The 18,388-nt window shown below is 30.2% G+C and carries 13 protein-coding genes; 6 read left to right on the top strand and 7 right to left on the bottom strand.

What is annotated here, in order from left to right; genetic code table 11:
- Positions 1-32 precede the first annotated feature (32 nt).
- From groL to miaB, 7 genes are all read right to left on the bottom strand, one after another.
- Complete coding sequence (gene groL / locus FDT66_RS10735) at positions 33-1,664, bottom strand: chaperonin GroEL (protein WP_138536352.1); 1,632 nt, start codon at positions 1,662-1,664, stop codon at positions 33-35.
- A 103-nt stretch (positions 1,665-1,767) separates the two neighbouring features.
- Positions 1,768-2,043: a co-chaperone GroES gene (locus FDT66_RS10730; protein ID WP_105050299.1), complete on the bottom strand. Its 276-nt coding sequence runs from the start codon at positions 2,041-2,043 to the stop codon at positions 1,768-1,770.
- 178 nt (positions 2,044-2,221) lie between these two features.
- Entirely contained in the window at positions 2,222-2,551 is a 330-nt protein-coding gene (gene secG / locus FDT66_RS10725; RefSeq protein ID WP_138536350.1) for a preprotein translocase subunit SecG, read from the bottom strand.
- Positions 2,548-3,321: a hypothetical protein gene (locus tag FDT66_RS10720; RefSeq protein ID WP_138536348.1), complete on the bottom strand. Its 774-nt coding sequence runs from the start codon at positions 3,319-3,321 to the stop codon at positions 2,548-2,550. The genes secG and FDT66_RS10720 overlap by 4 nt, the downstream gene beginning before the upstream one ends.
- A 19-nt stretch (positions 3,322-3,340) precedes the next feature.
- Positions 3,341-3,847 (bottom strand): LptE family protein, encoded by a 507-nt coding sequence (locus tag FDT66_RS10715; RefSeq protein ID WP_138536346.1) that lies wholly within the window; start codon positions 3,845-3,847, stop codon positions 3,341-3,343.
- Between the two features lie 42 nt (positions 3,848-3,889).
- Positions 3,890-5,113: a sigma-54 interaction domain-containing protein gene (locus FDT66_RS10710; protein ID WP_138536344.1), complete on the bottom strand. Its 1,224-nt coding sequence runs from the start codon at positions 5,111-5,113 to the stop codon at positions 3,890-3,892.
- Between the two features lie 82 nt (positions 5,114-5,195).
- Positions 5,196-6,650 carry a tRNA (N6-isopentenyl adenosine(37)-C2)-methylthiotransferase MiaB gene (gene miaB, locus FDT66_RS10705; protein WP_138536342.1) on the bottom strand — a complete coding sequence of 485 codons (1,455 nt, stop codon included), beginning with the start codon at positions 6,648-6,650 and terminating at the stop codon, positions 5,196-5,198.
- A 173-nt stretch (positions 6,651-6,823) separates the two neighbouring features.
- On the opposite strand from miaB, the gene FDT66_RS10700 reads away from it, so the two are divergent.
- The 6 genes from FDT66_RS10700 (at position 6,824) to FDT66_RS10675 (ending at position 18,353) form a co-directional block, all read left to right on the top strand.
- Entirely contained in the window at positions 6,824-8,302 is a 1,479-nt protein-coding gene (locus tag FDT66_RS10700) for a sulfatase family protein (RefSeq protein ID WP_138536340.1), read from the top strand.
- A 16-nt stretch (positions 8,303-8,318) separates the two neighbouring features.
- On the top strand, positions 8,319-9,809 hold the full coding sequence (gene glpK, locus FDT66_RS10695) for a glycerol kinase GlpK (protein WP_138536338.1): 1,491 nt from the start codon (positions 8,319-8,321) through the stop codon (positions 9,807-9,809).
- A 23-nt stretch (positions 9,810-9,832) separates the two neighbouring features.
- On the top strand, positions 9,833-10,573 hold the full coding sequence (locus FDT66_RS10690; protein ID WP_138536336.1) for an MIP/aquaporin family protein: 741 nt from the start codon (positions 9,833-9,835) through the stop codon (positions 10,571-10,573).
- Positions 10,574-10,586: 13 nt separating this feature from the next.
- The gene (locus FDT66_RS10685) at positions 10,587-13,370 is read left to right on the top strand and encodes a helix-turn-helix and ligand-binding sensor domain-containing protein (RefSeq protein WP_138536334.1); all 2,784 of its coding nucleotides are present in this window, start codon (positions 10,587-10,589) and stop codon (positions 13,368-13,370) included.
- 277 nt (positions 13,371-13,647) lie between these two features.
- Positions 13,648-16,716, top strand: a complete 3,069-nt coding sequence (locus tag FDT66_RS10680) for a SusC/RagA family TonB-linked outer membrane protein (protein ID WP_138536332.1) — start codon at positions 13,648-13,650, stop codon at positions 16,714-16,716.
- Between the two features lie 11 nt (positions 16,717-16,727).
- Entirely contained in the window at positions 16,728-18,353 is a 1,626-nt protein-coding gene (locus FDT66_RS10675) for a RagB/SusD family nutrient uptake outer membrane protein (protein WP_138536330.1), read from the top strand.
- Positions 18,354-18,388: the final 35 nt, after the last annotated feature.

The following is an 18,388-nucleotide window of genomic DNA, read 5'->3' as shown; positions in this document are numbered from 1 at the left end:
TTATAATAATATTAGTGAAACTTATAAAAGTTTTACATCATTCCTGGCATTCCACCACCACCCATTGGAGGCATTGCAGGAGCATCTTCTTTTATGTCTATTAAAGCACATTCAGTTGTCAAAATCATTCCAGCTACAGATGCAGCGTTTTCTAATGCAACACGTGTTACTTTTTTAGGATCTATAATTCCTGCTTTTAGCATGTCTACATACTCATCTGCTTTAGCATCGTAACCAAAATCTTTTTTACCTTCTAAAACTTTATTAATAACTACTGAACCTTCTCCACCAGCATTTTCTACAATTGTTCTTAAAGGAGCTTCAATAGCTTTGTTTACAATTTGTACACCTGTAGTTTCATCTAAGTTTTCGGTAGCTAATTTTTCTAAAACTTTTTTAGCACGAACTAAAGCTACACCACCACCAGCAACAATACCTTCTTCTACAGCAGCTCTTGTTGCATGTAAAGCATCGTCAACTCTATCTTTCTTTTCTTTCATTTCTACTTCAGATGCAGCACCTACATATAAAACTGCAACACCACCAGCTAATTTAGCTAAACGTTCTTGTAATTTTTCTTTGTCATAGTCAGAAGTAGTGGTTTCTATTTGCGCTTTAATTTGATTTACTCTTGCTTTGATTGCAGCTGCATCTCCAGAACCGTTTACAATTGTAGTATTGTCTTTATCAATTGTGATTCCTTCTGCAGTTCCTAATAAATCTAACGTTGCGTTTTCTAAAGAAAAACCTCTTTCTTCAGAAATTACAGTACCACCAGTTAAAATTGCGATGTCTTCTAACATTGCTTTTCTTCTGTCTCCAAAACCTGGAGCTTTAACAGCAGCAATTTTTAATCCACCTCTTAATTTGTTTACTACTAAAGTTGCTAATGCTTGTCCATCTACATCTTCCGCAATAATTAATAAAGGTCTACCAGATTGAGAAACTGGTTCTAAAATTGGTAATATTTCTTGTAAATTAGAAATCTTTTTATCGAATAATAAAACGTACGGATTTTCTAAATCAGCAATCATTTTATCTGCATCTGTTACAAAATAAGGTGATAAAAACCCTCTATCAAACTGCATACCTTCTACAACATCTACATAAGTATCTGTTCCTTTTGCTTCTTCAACAGTAATTACTCCTTCTTTACCAACTTTACCAAAAGCTTGTGCAATTAAATCTCCAATGGTATTATCATTGTTTGCCGAAATTGCTGCTACTTGTTGAATTTTATCAGAAGAATTACCCACTTTTTTAGTTTGTTTTTCTAAATCTGATACAATAGCCTCTACAGCTTTATCTATACCACGTTTCAAATCCATTGGATTTGCACCTGCAGCAACATTTTTTAAGCCTTCTTTTACAATAGCTTGTGCTAACACAGTGGCAGTTGTAGTTCCATCACCAGCTAAATCGTTGGTTTTAGAAGCAACTTCTTTTACCATTTGAGCTCCCATGTTTTCAAGCTCGTTTTCTAGTTCTACTTCTTTTGCAACTGAAACACCATCTTTAGTTACTGTTGGAGCTCCAAAAGATTTAGAAATAATTACGTTTCTTCCTTTTGGTCCTAAAGTTACTTTTACTGCATTTGCTAAAGCATCAACTCCTCGTTTTAAGCCATCTCTAGCGTCTATATCAAATTTTATATCTTTTGCCATTTTTTTTTAATTTTAGCTTTTTGCCATTAGCTTTTTGCTAAAGGCATAGTTAATTAATAATTTACTTATTGTTTAGGGCGAAATGTGATTCGCTAAAAATTATTTAAATAATTGCAAGAATATCAGATTCACGCATCATTAAATAGTCTTTTCCTTCTAACTTTAAATCAGTTCCTCCATATTTGCTATACAAAACAGTATCACCAATTTTTACCGTTAAAGGCTCATCAACTTTACCATTTCCTATGGCAACAACTGTACCTTGTTGTGGTTTTTCTTTGGCATTATCTGGAATGATAAGTCCAGATGCGGTTTTTGTTTCTGCTGGTGCAGGTTCTACAAGAACTCTGTCTGCTAAAGGTTTGATATTTAATCCCATTTTTATATAATTTTGATTAATTAAGTTATTAATTTGTTTCAATATATTGTCAGAAATTATGCCAATTATATAAAACTGACAATTTTTCGTTGATTGAATTTTAATTAAAATTTAAAGCAAAAAAAAATGCCAACGTGTCATTTTCGTTGGCATTTTTAAAATTTTTTAAATTGAAGTTTTATTTTAAACTATCATTTGTATCTGTAGTTGTTTGTACAGGTGTAGTTGCTTCAATACCATCTAAAGTATTGTCTAATTTAAAATTATTATCACCTTCTCTTGGTATTGCAAAATTTGCTAATAATATTAACGCAAACATTGCAATTGCTAATGTCCATGTTGTATTATCTAAAAATTTATTTGTGTTTTGAACACCTCCTAAAGATTGTGCTCCACCACCACCAAAAGAAGAAGATAAACCTCCACCTTTAGGGTTTTGTACCATAACAATTAAGATTAAAGCTACTGCTACAATCAAAATTAGAATTAAAAAAGCTGTATAACTCATGATTTATTTTTTTGTAAAATTTGTATTCTTTTAATTTGGTCTGCAAAGAAACCACTTTTTTCTGGATATTTCAAACTTAAAATTCTATAAGCTTGCATTGCATTGTTATACTTTTTTTGTTCTAAATATACTTTTGCTAAAGTCTCTGTCATTAAAGCTTCATTTTGTTCATTTTTTTTGACAGGAACAACTAAGTTTTTGTCCTTTGGAAGTGGTTCTATTTTAGGGTTACTTTCTATAAATTTATTTATTAATTCTTCTTTTTTAAAGGTAGTTTTAATTGGTTTGATTTTTTCTCTTACAATAGGTTTTTTTGCAGATAATTGTAACCATTCGTTAAAAGAATGACTTTCTGAAACGTTAAAAACTATTGGTTGACCTACCTTTAATTCAGATTTTATTAGAGTGATTTTCTCGTTTAATTTTTCGACTTTTTTAGAAGGTGAAGGTGTTTCTTTTTTTGGTTCTGTTAAAGATTTTTCTTCAGATATTTTATTTGAAATTTGTTGATGTATGCCTTCTTTTTTATGGTTAAAATCATTTGAAGTTATAAAATCAAAAAGTACTGTTCTGTCTGTTGTGTGTGCTGCAGTTATTTTAAGCTCATTGTTGTATTTAAAACTGTCTTGATTTTTTAATCCTTTTAAATACAAAGCTCTTGCAGCTTGAAAATAAGGGTATTTTTCTACAATAGATTTCAATTCAACAGTTTCTAGTTGCTGAATGTGTTGTTTTTTTTCTAAAATTTCTATAAATGTGTTTGTATTCAAAGTTTTAGTTTTATACTAGCTACCATTTTCCTACAGAAGCATTAAAGATATCTTGTGTAATTCTGTCTAAAATTTCTTTAAAAGCAGCTTCCTTTACGCCTCCAATTAACTGTGAAGTTGCTGGAAAATCTGAATAAAAAGAGAATTGTTGTTCAAAGCTTTTCTTTTCTTCTAAGTTGTTTACATAGCGTACGTTTACAGAAATTGTTAATCTGTTTTGAGCAGCTGTTTGTTGTGAAGTTGCACTCATTGGCGTAATTCTGTAACCTGTAATTTCTCCACTAAAATACAAGTCGCCATTGTTAGGTGTAAGCGTTAAATTTGTTTGTCGCGTAAATAAATCTTGTAGTTCTTGTGTGAATTGTTGACTTAAATCTGGCTCAATTAATTGTGCTTGATTTTGAAAAAAATCTACCTGAATTGTTTTCGCATTTCCAACATCACCTCCTGTAAAACCATATATACCACAACCAATAAATAAAAGCGTAGTAATAGAAAATAATGTTATGTAAATAAGTTTTTTCATATGATTTAAAGTTGACTAAAAATTAGTGGAAATTAGGAGTTTTTACAAATCGTATTGTTTAATTTTTCTGTAAAGTGTTCTTTCAGAAATTCCTAATTCTTTGGCTGCCAATTTACGTTTATTGTTATTTTTTTCTAATGATTTTTTTATCATTTCTACTTCTTTCTCTTGTAAAGATAAAGATTCATCTTCTTCAATGGTCTCAATAAAATCATAATCTTTTTTTGGAGAAGAGTTTTGTGGAATATTTAAAACTTCAATATTGTGTTCTTTTAATTCTTTATCGGAATAAATTTTTTCTAATAATTGATGATTTTCTTCTTGAACTTCTTCAACATTACCACTTTTCATAAGATCAAGTGTCAACTTTTTTAAATCATTGATATCATTGCGCATATCAAACAATATTTTATACATGATATCTCTTTCGGATGAGAAATCATTGTCTTTTTTACCGCCAACAACAGCTGGTAAGTTTCCAAAATTATTTGGTAAATATTGTTTTAATTTTGCTCCAGTAATCATTCTACTTTCTTCAATTACAGAAATTTGTTCTGCCAAGTTTTTTAATTGACGAATATTACCAGGAAAATTATAATTTAATAATATGTTTATTGCATTTTCATCTAAACGAATGGAAGGCATTCTGTATTTTTGAGCAAAATCTGCAGCAAATTTTCGGAATAATAAGTGAATGTCTTCATTGCGATCTCTTAAAGCTGGTAAATGAATTTCTACAGTGCTTAATCTGTAATACAAATCTTCTCTAAAACGTTCTTTTTCAATTGCTGAACGCATATTTACGTTGGTTGCAGCTACAATTCTAACATCTGTTTTTTGTGGTTTTGAAGATCCTACTTTTATAAATTCTCCGTTTTCTAAAACACGTAACAAGCGTACTTGTGTTGTTAGTGGTAATTCACCAACTTCATCTAGGAAAATAGTACCACCATCTGCAACTTCAAAATATCCTTTTCTATCTTGTGTAGCCCCTGTAAAAGACCCTTTTTCATGTCCAAAAAGTTCACTATCAATAGTTCCTTCAGGAATAGCTCCGCAGTTTACTGCAATATATTTAGCATGTTTTCTATGAGATAAAGAGTGTATAATTTTAGGAATACTTTCTTTACCAACACCACTTTCACCTGTAACTAATACAGATATGTCAGTTGGTGCAACTCTCACTGCTTTTTCTAAGGCACGATTTAGTTGAACATCGTTACCAATAATTCCAAAACGTTGTTTTAATGCTTGTAAGTTTTCCATTTCTTTCTTTAGAATAGAGAAAAAAGAATAGAGAGAAAAGATTTGGTCTTTGTACTTGTCTCTTGCTTCTCTTTTCTAAAAATTAATTATTATCAGAATATCCAACAGCTTTACCAATTAAGGTTGCAGAAGTACAATCTTCTACTTTTACATTTACAAAATCTCCTAATTTATAATGTTCTTTAGGGAAAACAATAACGGTATTTTGAGTGTTTCTTCCTTTCCATTGACCTGGATCTTTTTTGGAAGTTCCTTCAATTAATACTTCTTCAACTTTACCTAAATGCTGTTGCGTTCTGTATAATGCGTGTTTTTGTTGCAAATCGATAACTTCTGTTAAACGACGTTTTTTTACATCTGCAGGAACATCATCATCCATTTTTTTACCGGCTAAAGTTCCAGGTCTTTCTGAATAAGCAAACATAAATCCGAAGTCGTATTTAACGTACTCCATTAATTCTAATGTATCTTGATGGTCTTGCTCAGTTTCACCACAAAAACCTACAATCATGTCTTGTGATAACGCCATTTCTGGAATAATCTTAAAAATATTGTCAACCAATTCCATATACTCTTCACGAGTATGCTGTCTGTTCATTGCTTTTAACATAGCGTTACTTCCACTTTGAACAGGTAAATGAATGTATTTACAAATATTTTTATGTTTCGCCATAGTATAAATCACATCTAAACTCATGTCTTGTGGGTTTGATGTAGAAAAGCGAAAGCGAGTTTTTGGAAATTCAGTAGCACACATGTCTAGTAATTGTGCAAAATCAACTGCAGTTGCTTGGGCTATTTCAGATGCTTTTTTGAAATCTTTTTTCAAACCACCTCCATACCATAAATAACTATCTACATTTTGTCCTAAAAGTGTAATTTCTTTAAAATTTTGATCAACCATTGATTGAATTTCTTCTACAATACTTTTTGGATCACGACTTCTTTCACGTCCACGTGTAAAAGGCACTACACAAAATGTACACATATTATCACAACCTCTTGTTATAGATACAAATGCGGAAACTCCGTTAGAATTTAAGCGAACAGGAGCAATATCACCATACGTTTCTTCTTTAGATAAAATTACATTTACAGCATCTCTACCTTCATTAACTTCTTCTAATAAATTAGGCAAATCTTTGTAAGCATCTGGTCCAACAACCAAGTCTACAATTTTTTCTTCTTCTAAAAATTGTTCTTTTAAACGTTCAGCCATACAACCTAAAACTCCAACTTTCATTTTCGGATTTACTTTTTTAACGGCGTTGTATTTTTGCAAACGTCTACGAACAGTAGTTTCCGCTTTTTCTCTAATAGAGCAAGTATTTACCAAAACCAAATCTGCTTCTTCTAAAATTTGTGTGGTATTATACCCTTCTTTATCTAAAATAGAGGCAACAATTTCACTATCGTTCATATTCATTTGGCAGCCGTAACTTTCAATGAATAATTTTTTAGAGTTTTCTGGTTTATTTTCTGTAACAAGAGCTTTTCCTTGTATTTTTTCGTCGATTACTTTTTCGATTGATTCCATATTCAAAAAATGAACTACAAATATACAACCAAAAATGAAATTTAGTGACATATTGGCAGAAAACTAATAAATGTTTTTATTGAAATATGTTTAGTATTCTTGATTAATTTTTGCATATTTATTGTTTTTATTATTATTATTTATAGATTTGAGAATCTGTTAAGTTACTTACCATGAAAAAAATTATCTATTTAACTTTTATTGTTTTTTTAATTTCTTGTAAAAAAGAAAAAATTGAAGAAGAAAAGAAACCAAATATTCTTTTTATTGTTGTTGATGATCAAGGTTATTCAGATTTTACACCTTTTAAAATCAATGATAAAAATGTTGTTACTCCAAACATTGCTAGGTTAGGAGAAAAAGGAAGAGTTTTTACTCAAGCTTATGTGACAGCACCAGTTTGTAGCCCTTCCAGGGCTGGTTTTTTAACAGGTAAAAATCAATTCAGGTGGGATAAACCCGCAAGTTGGGGTCCAGGTTTGCCTGACAAAGTAAAAACATTACCAGAATATTTAAAAGAAGTTGGTTATGCAACTGCAAAAATTGGAAAAAATGATTTAGGTAGAAACTTTCATAAAAATGACGTAAGAGAGTATCCAACTAAACATGGTTTTGATGAGTTTTTAGGATTTAGTGCACACGCACATGATTACTGGTTAAATTCACAGAAAATAAAAGACATTACTCCAGATCCTTACGGAACAAGTGCTTTACTGGGGCCTTTAATGCATAATGATGAAGAAAAAAGTTATGATGAAGGTTATTTAACAGATATTTTTTCTGATGAAGCAATAACTTATATTAAAAAAAGAGATACTACAAAACCTTTCTTTTTAATGCTTTCTTATAGTGCAGTACATCATTTGATTCACGAGGTGCCTAAGAAATATTTAGATAAATTTGGTGTAAAAGAAATACCAAATTATCATCCAGATAGTTTAATTGCTTATGGAAAGAAAAAAGCAGGAACCTATGCAGCATATTATGATAAATACTCAAGAGTTGGAGATTTAAAGTCTCAAGATTTAAGAAAATATTATTTGGCAAATTTAAATAGCTTAGATGATAATATTGGTCGTGTTTTAAATGTTTTATCTGAAGAGAAAATAGATAAAGAAACAATAATTGTGTTCATTTCAGATAATGGAGGTTCCCCTTTAACTGGTTCAAATAACAGGCCTTTAACAGGAGGTAAATACTCACTTTGGGAAGGGGGTATTCGTGTACCAATGGCAATAGTTTGGGATGAAAAAGTTATACCAAATTCCATACAAAAAGATTACGTTTCAGCTACAGATATTTTGCCAACATTGGCAGAAGCTGCAGGTATTAAGCTAAAAGACTCAACTATAGATGGAAGAAGTTTGCTAGCAAAAATTGACAAGGATAGATTGTTGGTTTGGAAATGGCAAAAAAATTGGGCAGTAAGAAAAGGAGATTGGAAATTAACCAATGCAAAAGAAAATCATTGGAAAAGTGAACCAACAGAATTTTATATTGCACCAATTGTAAATAATAAGGAATTAAAATTATTTAATATTAACAAAGATGCTGGAGAGCGTGAAGATTTAGCAGCTAAATACCCAGAAAAAGTTCAAGAATTAAAAAAAATGTACGACGATTGGTATGAAGCAAATCAAGGAAAGTATTAAGAAAAACTAAATAATTATGAGTAAATATATTTTAGCATTAGACCAAGGAACTACGAGTTCTAGAGCTATTGTTTTTGATAAAAACGGAAATATAAAGTCTGTTGCACAAAAAGAATTTACACAAATTTTTCCAAAACCAGGTTGGGTAGAGCATGATGCTGTAGAAATTTGGTCTACACAAGCAGGAGTTGCAGCAGAAGCCATTGCCAGTAAAGGTTTGGATATGGAAGATATTGCTGCAATTGGTATTACCAATCAGCGAGAAACTGTAGTTGTTTGGGATAAAAAAACAGGCAAACCAGTTTACAATGCCATTGTTTGGCAAGATAAAAGAACATCAAATTATTGTGATGAGCTAAAAGCTGCAGGAAAATCTGCAATGATAAAAGAAAAAACAGGTTTAGTCATCGATTCTTATTTTTCTGGAACAAAAGTAAAATGGATTTTAGATAATGTTGATGGTGCAAGAGAAAAAGCAGAAAAAGGAGAGCTTTTATTAGGAACAATTGATTCTTGGTTGGTTTGGAATTTCTCTAAAAAACAAAAACATATTACAGATGTAACCAATGCATCAAGAACTTTATTGTTCAATATAAATACAATGTCTTGGGATAATGAATTGTTAGAATTGCTAACCATTCCAAAATCTATGTTGCCAGAAGTAAAACAATCAAGCGAAATTTACGGACACACAAAATCTACTTTTTTTGATTGTAATATTCCAATTGCAGGAATTGCTGGTGACCAACAAGCAGCTCTTTTTGGTCAAATGTGTACCAAAAAAGGAATGGTGAAGAACACGTATGGAACAGGTTGTTTTATGCTGATGAATATTGGTAAAAAACCAATTCAGTCCAAAAACAATTTGCTAACCACAGTTGCTTGGAAAATCAATGGAAAAACTACCTATGCTTTTGAAGGAAGTGTTTTTATTGCAGGTGCTGCAGTGCAATGGTTACGAGATGGATTAAAAATTATAAGAAATTCTTCAGAAGTAGAAGCGTTAGCAAACTCTGTAGAAAATTCTGATGGTGTATATTTTGTACCATCTTTTGCAGGTTTAGGAGCACCACATTGGAACCAAAAAGCACAAGGAACCATTTTTGGAATAACAAGAGGTACTACAGATGCGCATATTGCTCGAGCAACTTTAGATGCCATTGCATATCAATCTATGGACATTTTAAAAGCCATGGAAGCAGATGCAGAAATTTCTATCAAAGAATTACGAGTTGATGGCGGTGCAACAGTAAATAATACATTAATGCAGTTTCAAGCAGATGTTTTAAATACAAAAACAATTCGACCAGAAGTTGTAGAAACTACTGCAATGGGAGCAGCTTTTTTGGCAGGTTTAGCTGTAGGTTTTTGGGACAGTGAGAAAGAAATTCAACAAATTTGGCAAGTTGATAAGGAGTTTAAACCTTCTCAAGAAAGAAAAAAAATAGAAAAAAATATTAAAGGTTGGTATAAAGCCATTGAAGCCTTAGAATATTGGACAAAATAAATCAACAGTAAACATTAATAAATATGACGCCATTTATAGCAGAAATCATTGGAACTTTTTTATTGTTACTTCTTGGAGCAGGAGTGGTAGCAAACGTGGTTTTAGAAAAAACAAAATCTAACGATTTAGGTTGGATGATAATTACAACAGCATGGGGTTTTGCTGTTTTTGTAGGTGTTTCTGTTGCAGGACCATATAGTGGTGCACATTTAAACCCAGCAGTAAGTATTGGTTTAGCTGTTGCTGGTAAATTCGAATGGAGTTTAGTTTTGGAATATGTAGTAGCACAATTTATAGGAGCTATGTTAGGTGTTTTTTTTGCATGGTTACTCTATAGAGATCATTTTAAGGCGACAGAAGATGGGGAGTTAAAGAAAGCTGTTTTTTGTACAGCACCAGCAATTCGAAACTACAGCAGTAATTTAATTAGTGAAATTATAGGTTGTTTTGTTTTAGTTTTTGTGGTTTTATATTTTACGAATGCTAATTTAAGTGATGTAGATAATGGGCCAATTCCTATTGGTTTAGGTTCTTTAGGAGCTTTACCAGTGGCAATTTTGGTTTGGGTAATTGGTTTGTCTTTAGGAGGTACAACAGGTTATGCAATAAATCCTGCAAGAGATTTAGGACCAAGAATTATGCATGCCATTTTACCCATAAAAAATAAAGTTTCTAGTGATTGGAGTTATTCATGGATACCTGTGATAGGACCCATTATTGGAGCGGTTTTAGCAGGACTTTTGTTTTTAGTTTTATCAATGTAAAAATCTTTTAAATATGAAGTTGAAAATTTTATTTTTTTTACTGATTTATTCAACTTTAAACGCTCAGGAGATTCCTCCAATATTAAAATTTCAACCAGAAGATTACCAAGCCGAAAATCAAAACTGGGGAATAGTACAAAATAAAGAAAAATTCATTTTTGTTGCCAATAACGAAGGTTTATTAGAGTATAATGGAGGTAGATGGAAAATGTATCCTTCACCAAATAATACAATAATAAGATCGTTACTTTTTCACAACAATCGTATTTATAGTGGTGCGTACATGGATTTTGGTTTTTGGACAAGAAACAAAAACGGACTCTTAAAATACACTTCATTATCAAATAAAATTAAAAACAACTTTATAGAAGATGAAAATATTTGGAATATTAAACAATTTGATAATTGGATATTATTTCAATCATTTCACAGAATTTACTTTTATAATATAGATACTGAAGAAGTTAGTTATAAAACAGATTTTAATAATTATTATAAAATATTTGAAATAGATAATAATATTTACATTTTTAAAAAAAATGGCGAATTAGTTCAACTTCAAAACGATACCGAAAAAATAATTGCAAAATTTACGCAACAACAAAAAGTAAAACTTGTTTTAAATCTCTTTAAAATACCTAATGGTTTCATCGTTTTAACAAGAAATAATGGTTTTTTCAAAATTGAAAATCAATCTATAAGCAAATGGGAGTTACCATTTTTTGATGAATTTAAAAATTATCAAATTTTTAGTGGAATTCAATTAAAAGATAAAACCTTTATGTTGGGTACAATCTCTAATGGAATTATTCATTTAAATGAAAATGGTGATTTTATGAATAGGATAGATCAAACCAATGGTTTGTCTAATAATACAGTTTTAAATTTATTTGAAGATTTAGATGGCAATGTTTGGTCAGCTTTAGATAATGGTATTAATTGTTTAAATGTACAATCTTATATTAAAGAATTTAATGATGATGATGGTCATTTTGGTACTACGTATTGCTCCATAAAATTTAACGATAAAATTTATATTGGTACTAATCAGGGGTTGTTTTACAAGTCTTTAAATAAAAATGAGTCATTAAAAAGAGTTCAAGGTATTAAAGGGCAAGTTTGGTCTTTGTTTAAAAAAGGGGAGGATTTATTATGCGGTCATACTTCAGGAAGTTTCCAAATTGTAAATGATAGGGCAATACAAATTACAGAATTTTCTGGAACTTGGAATTTTAAAGAAATACCTAAACAACCTAATTTGTTATTACTAGGTCATTATTCTGGAATGAGTATTTTAGAAAAGAAAAACAACCTATGGCAACTTAAAAATAAAATTAGTGGATTTCAAAATTCAGCTCGATTTTTCGAAATCACAAATGAAAATATAGTTTATGTAAATCATGAATATAAAGGAGTTTATAAGTTAGTTTTAGATAAAAACTATGATAAATTTATTAAAAACGAAATTTTAACTTCTGCAGAAAAAGGCAAAGGTTCAGGTTTGGAAAAACACAACAATAAGTTACTGTACAGTCAAAAATCAGGAGTATTTGTGTTGAATGAAAGTACTGATAAATTTGAAAAAGACTCAATTTTAAGTCAGCTTTTTTCAGAAAACGAGTACATATCTGGTAAGTTAATTTCAGATAAAAAAAATAGGTTATGGTCCTTTAACAAAAGTGCTATAAGTTATTTAGAGAAAGGTCCTGTAAAAGATAAAGTTTCTATAAAATTTATTCCAATTCAAAATTACTTAAGAAAATCAACCGTAAGTTTCGAAAATATTACAAACATATTTAATGATACGTATTTGGTAGGTAAAACAAACGGATATTTATTTTTAGATTTAAGTGAAAAGCAAGACTTTACGCATGAGATTTTTTTAAATAGTATCACCATTAAAAATGAAGCAAATTCAAAAGTTTCAATTGTAGAAAAAGCAACTTTTACAGATCAACAAAACTCGTTAATTTTTAAATTTAGTAGCCCAGTTTATAATAAATATGAATTTGTAAACTATCAGTACAAATTAAATAATAGTGATTGGATAAGTCTTGGAAATCAATCAGAATTGGTTTTCGAAAACTTATCTTTTGGTAATTACGATTTACAAATTAGATCAAATATTGGAAAGCAAATTTCCAATAACATCATTTCTTATAAATTTAAAATAAACCCACCTATTTATTTTACAAATACGGCTATAACATTATATATTCTGCTTATTATATTAGTTGGCTTTTTGGTACATAAACAATATAAAAAGTATTATAGGAAGCAAAATAAAGAATTAATGAAAGAGAATTTAAGGCAATTTGAGATTCAAAAAATTCAAGCAGATAAAGAGGTAATAAGGTTACGAAATGAAAAATTAAGTCAAGAGGTAGAAAGTAAAAACAGAGAGTTAGCAATTTCTACAATGAGTATTATTAAAAGAAACGAGTTTTTAAATAGTATTAAAAAGGAACTAAAGAAAACTTCCAATATTGAAGAAAGTAGTCCTGTTTACAAGTTGATAGATAAAAACTTAAATAGTACAAAAGACTGGAACTTTTTTAAAGAAGCATTTAATAATGCAGATAAAGATTTTTTAAAAAGAGCCAAAAAATTACATCCAGATTTAACACACAATAATTTAAAGTTCTGTGCATACTTAAGATTAAACTTAACCTCTAAAGAAATTGCACCTTTATTAAACATTTCAGTTAAAAGTGTTGAAATTAGAAGATATAGATTGAGAAAAAAACTAAATTTACCTCACGAAACTAATTTGACAGATTATATTTTAAGTATTTAAGATAATAATTTAACAACAATACCTCTACATTACCTCTACATTTTCATTTTAACGATTGTTTTAAAAATAAAATTAATATTGTTAAAACCCTTTGTATTCAATCGTTTTAGTGTGCTTTTTCAAAATTATTTTTTTTGTAGTTTTTTTGTAAAGGTCTTTTTTATTGAACACAACTATTAATATACATAAATTTGATTTTAAGTTAATATTACGTTAAACTTAAATTTTTGTAGTTGTGGTAATATTGAATAATAAATCAAATCAAAAATCAATAATAATGTGTAAATCAATCAAAAAAAGAAAACAGTTGCTAGTAACTTTTTTAATGTTTTTTGCAGTAAGCTTTTCAGTTTATGCTCAAAAAACAGTTAAAGGAACTGTTTTAGATGAAACAGGGCTTCCTTTACCGTCAGCATCAGTTACAGTGAAAGGAACAGCAAACGGAACATCAACCGATTTTGATGGAAAGTTCTCAATAACAGTTGCGAACGATGCTAAAGTGTTAGTTGTATCTTATATAGGATACAAAACAAAAGAAGTAGCTATTACAAATAGCGATTTAAAAATTGCTTTAGAAGTTGAAGCAAATTCTTTAAATGAAATTATTGTTGTAGGATATGGAACTCGAAGAAAAAGCGATGTTGTTGGTGCAGTTGCAAAAGCCGATTTATCCAAAGCAACAGCAACTCCAACTTCAGATGTAACAGAAATGTTAAGAGGTAGGGTTTCTGGTTTACGAGTAGATGTTGGAGGAGGTTCTTTACGACCTGGAGGAACTTCGGAAATCTTATTAAGAGGTAGAAGTTCTATAGAAGGTAATGTAAGTGGTATTTACGTAGTAGATGGTATTATTAGAGAAGGAGGAATTGAAGATATTAATCCTGATGATATAGAATCTATTGAGGTTTTAAAAGATGCTTCTGCACAAGCAATTTATGGAGCAAAAGGATCAAATGGTGTTATATTAATAACAACAAAAAGAGGAAAAAATAATAAAGTAAATGTTTCTTACCACGGATTTTTAACTACTAAAAAACTAGAAAGAAATTTTGATGTTTATAGTGGACAAGAATATGCACAGTTAAGACGAGAAGCTGTAAGAGCAACAAGAGCAGATAATTCATATCCAGATGATGCAGATATTTTTAGTAATATCGAATTAAACTCAATAGCAAATAACGAGTTTGTAGATTGGGAAAATGAATTGGTAGCTCCAGGAATTGTAAATAGTCATTCATTGAGTATTGTTGGTGGTACAGAATTTACAAAAGTATACGGAAGTGTAAATTATTTTAGAGAAGAAGGTATTATACCAACTTCAACATATACAAGAAAAAATTTAAGATTAAATGTTGATCAAAAAATTACAGATAAAATTTCTGCAAGATTTGATATAAACTTACTTAATGATTTATCTGAAAGAGCTGCAAATGTAAATGTTATTACGTTTTCACCTTTAGGAAGAGCTTATGATGACATGGGAAATATTACTCAATTTCCAAGTGGAGAAGATGGAACTGCAATAAACCCATTATGGAATTTAAGAGAAGAAGATCATGACGAAAAAGGGAATGATTTTGTGGTAAACTTTATTCCAACTTATCAAATTACAGATGATTTAAAATATCAATTAACTACTTCATTAACCAGAAAAACATCAGAAAGAGGTCAGTACCAATCTTCTTTAAGTGGAGCTGGAGATTCAGATAGAGGTATTGCAAGAATAGACAATCAATTAAGAGAAGCGTTTTTTATAGAAAACATAATCACTTATAATAAAGAGTTTAATCCAGACAATATTTTCAATTTAACATTGGCATCAACAATGGATGAAAATAAGTTTACACAAACATTTACAGAAGGTAGAGGTTTTCCTAACGAAAGTTTAGGTTACGATGGAATTACAAATGCCATTGGTGGTGTAGAAGTGCAACGTAACAAAACCAAAACAAGAAATCTTTCTTACATGGCAAGAGCTCGTTACAATTTTATGGATAAATATTTGGTAACAGGTACAGTAAGAAGAGATGGTTCTTCTGTAAATGCAAGAGACTTTAAGTGGACAACAAACCCAGCAATTGCATTTGCTTGGAAAATGCAAAATGAAAGTTTTATAGAAAATATAGAGGAAATTCAAGAATTAAAATTAAGAGTAACCTATGGTTCTTTAATCAATTCTTTAAGCAGACCTTATACTTCATTGTTTACGGCTGCTGGTCAAAATTATGTTTTTGATGGTGAGTCAGCTTCAGGATATTCTCCTTCAGTAATTTTACCAAACCCACAATTAGAGCATGAAAGAATAACTACTTTCAATATTGGTGTAGATTTTTCTTTATTTGATAGATTCTTAACAGGTAGTTTAGAATACTATGATGCAATTACAAGCAATTTATTATTAAGAAGAGGTGTGCCTTCTACAACAGGTTATCAGTACACATTCTTTAATGCAGGTGAAGCGCAAAACAAAGGTATAGAACTAAGTTTAACAGCCAACTTAATTAATAATGACGACTTTAGATGGTCAGTTTCTACAATTTGGTCGAACAACCAAAACAAACTACTTTCACTTTATAATGATGGTAATGGAAACCCAATTTTAGAAGACGATGCTTACAACTACTTTGTTGGTCAGCCAACAAATGTTTTAAGACAATATCAATTTGATGGTATTTGGCAAGAAGGTGATGATTTTGCAAATGCACCACAAGCAAACCCAGATTCTGCAATCACTCAAACAGATTTAAGACCTGGAGATATTAGAATTAAAGACACAAATGGAGTAGATGCTAATGGAAATGTAACTGGAGTTCCAGATGGAAAAATAACACAAGAAGATAGAGTGTTTATAGATCCAAATCCAGATTGGTTTGGTTCATTATCTACCACAATGGAATACAAAGGTTTTGATTTGTTTTTAGACTTTTATGCAGTTGAAGGAGCAACAAAAGTAAACCCATTCTTATCAGACTTTAATAACGGAGGTACTTTATCTGGAAAATTAAACGGAGTTAAAGTTCCATATTATACTCCAGAAAACCCATCAACAACTTTTCCAAGACCAAACTTTGATGCAGCACCACAATACTTAAATGCATTGGCTGTTAAAGATGCTTCTTACGTTAGATTAAGAACCATTAGTTTAGGGTATACTTTACCAGATGTTATAACAACAAAACTAAGTTTAAGTCAAATAAAATTATATGTTACTGGAACCAATTTATTTACAAAAACAGATTATATTGGGTATAGTCCAGAGGTTAATATTAGAAGTACATTTTCTAATGCAGATACAGGTTATCCAGACGCAACAGCGTTTACTTTTGGAGTTAAAATTAAATTATAAAAAACAAGATCATGAAATTTAAGAATAGTTATTCAACAATTAAAAAAAGTATATTACTAATAGCAGTAATAACTTTGACGGTGTCATGTGATGGTTATTTAGATGAGCAACCAAGCACATTAATAGATTCAGGTTACATATATAATACAGAAGAAGGTTTAAAATCTGGTGTTGTTAGTTTGTATAAGTTCGATAGAGATCGTTACGACAATGGCACACAAGATTATATGGGAGCAGTTTTAATGCAATCTAGAAGTGATTTAGCATTTAGTAGAACAGGTTATACAGGTTTAATGGGAAGATATCAAAGAGGTATTTCTCCAATAGATTTAGGATCAAATTTTACCTCTAGGTTATTTTGGAAACATTTTTACAACATCACCAACAAAGCAACAGATATAATTAATGCTGCAGAAGTTGTAGAAGATGTAGATCAAGCAACTAAAAATCAAATCATTGCAGAAGCAAAGTTTTTTAGAGCGCATTCCTATTTTTATTTATATAGAATGTATAAAAACATTTTTGTAACTACAAAATCTGTAACTGTAGAAAATGCTTTTGATGTAGTTGAAACCAATTCAACAAAAGAAGAAATTTTTGATTTAATAAATAGCGACTTACAATTTGCGATAGATAACTTACAATGGAATGTAAAATTTGGAAGAATTTCTAAAGGAACAGCAAAACACGTAAAAGCAAAAGTAGCTATGTGGGAAGGAGACTGGGCTGAAGCTAAAAAACAAGCATTAGATGTTATTGAAGATCCAATGAGTCCTCATAGCTTAGTAGCTACAACAGCAGATGTTTTCAAAGGTGATAGAAATAATTCTGAACAATTATACGTAATTCAATCTCAAGACGACGTTTTAGGTGGTGGAGAAGTAACCATGATGAACGCAAATTTTGTTACTCAATATTTTCAAATTCCAGGAATTGTTGAAGAAATTGAACAAGGAGGTAGAGGTTTTTCAAGAGTATTACCAAACAATTATTTATTAGATTTATTGGCAGAAGACCCAAATGACACTAGAGATGATAACACATACTTTAGATTAAATTATTTTTATAATGATGTAAATACTTTACCATCAGGTAAAAATGTAGGTGATGTAATTGATATTTACAAACCAATTTCACCAGCAAATCCAAATGGAGTTCAATATCAAAGATATTATCAAAGATTGCACCCATCTTGTATTAAATTTAATCAAGAAGATGACGACCCAAAATCTTACAGAAACAGAAGTAATATTTTAGTTTACAGATTGGCAGAAACTTATTTAATAGCTGCAGAAGCTATTATGAGATCAACAGGAGATCCTTTACCATACATTAACGCTATTAGAACAAGAGCCAATGCAGCTCCAGTTACAGCAGTAAATGAACAAGTAATTTTAGATGAACGAGCAAGAGAATTATCATTTGAAGGTCAACGTTGGTTTACGCTAAAAAGAATGGGACAAGATGTAATTAACCGTCAAATAACAAGTTTTGCAGGTGATGGCGATTTCTTTCCAGCAAATAGAGGAGCAAAAGACCCAAGAACAAACTGGCAAGATCATTTTATAAACTGGCCAATTTTTCAAGAAGATTTAGATCTTTTAGGGCCTAATTACCCACAAAATACAGGATACTAATTAACAAAGTATTTATTCTTTATTAAAATAGTATC

Source organism: Polaribacter aestuariivivens (genome assembly GCF_005885675.1).
Lineage (GTDB): Bacteria > Bacteroidota > Bacteroidia > Flavobacteriales > Flavobacteriaceae > Polaribacter > Polaribacter aestuariivivens.
The sequence above is the reverse complement of the archived record's forward strand: the minus strand, read 5'-3'. Positions and strand labels throughout refer to the sequence as shown.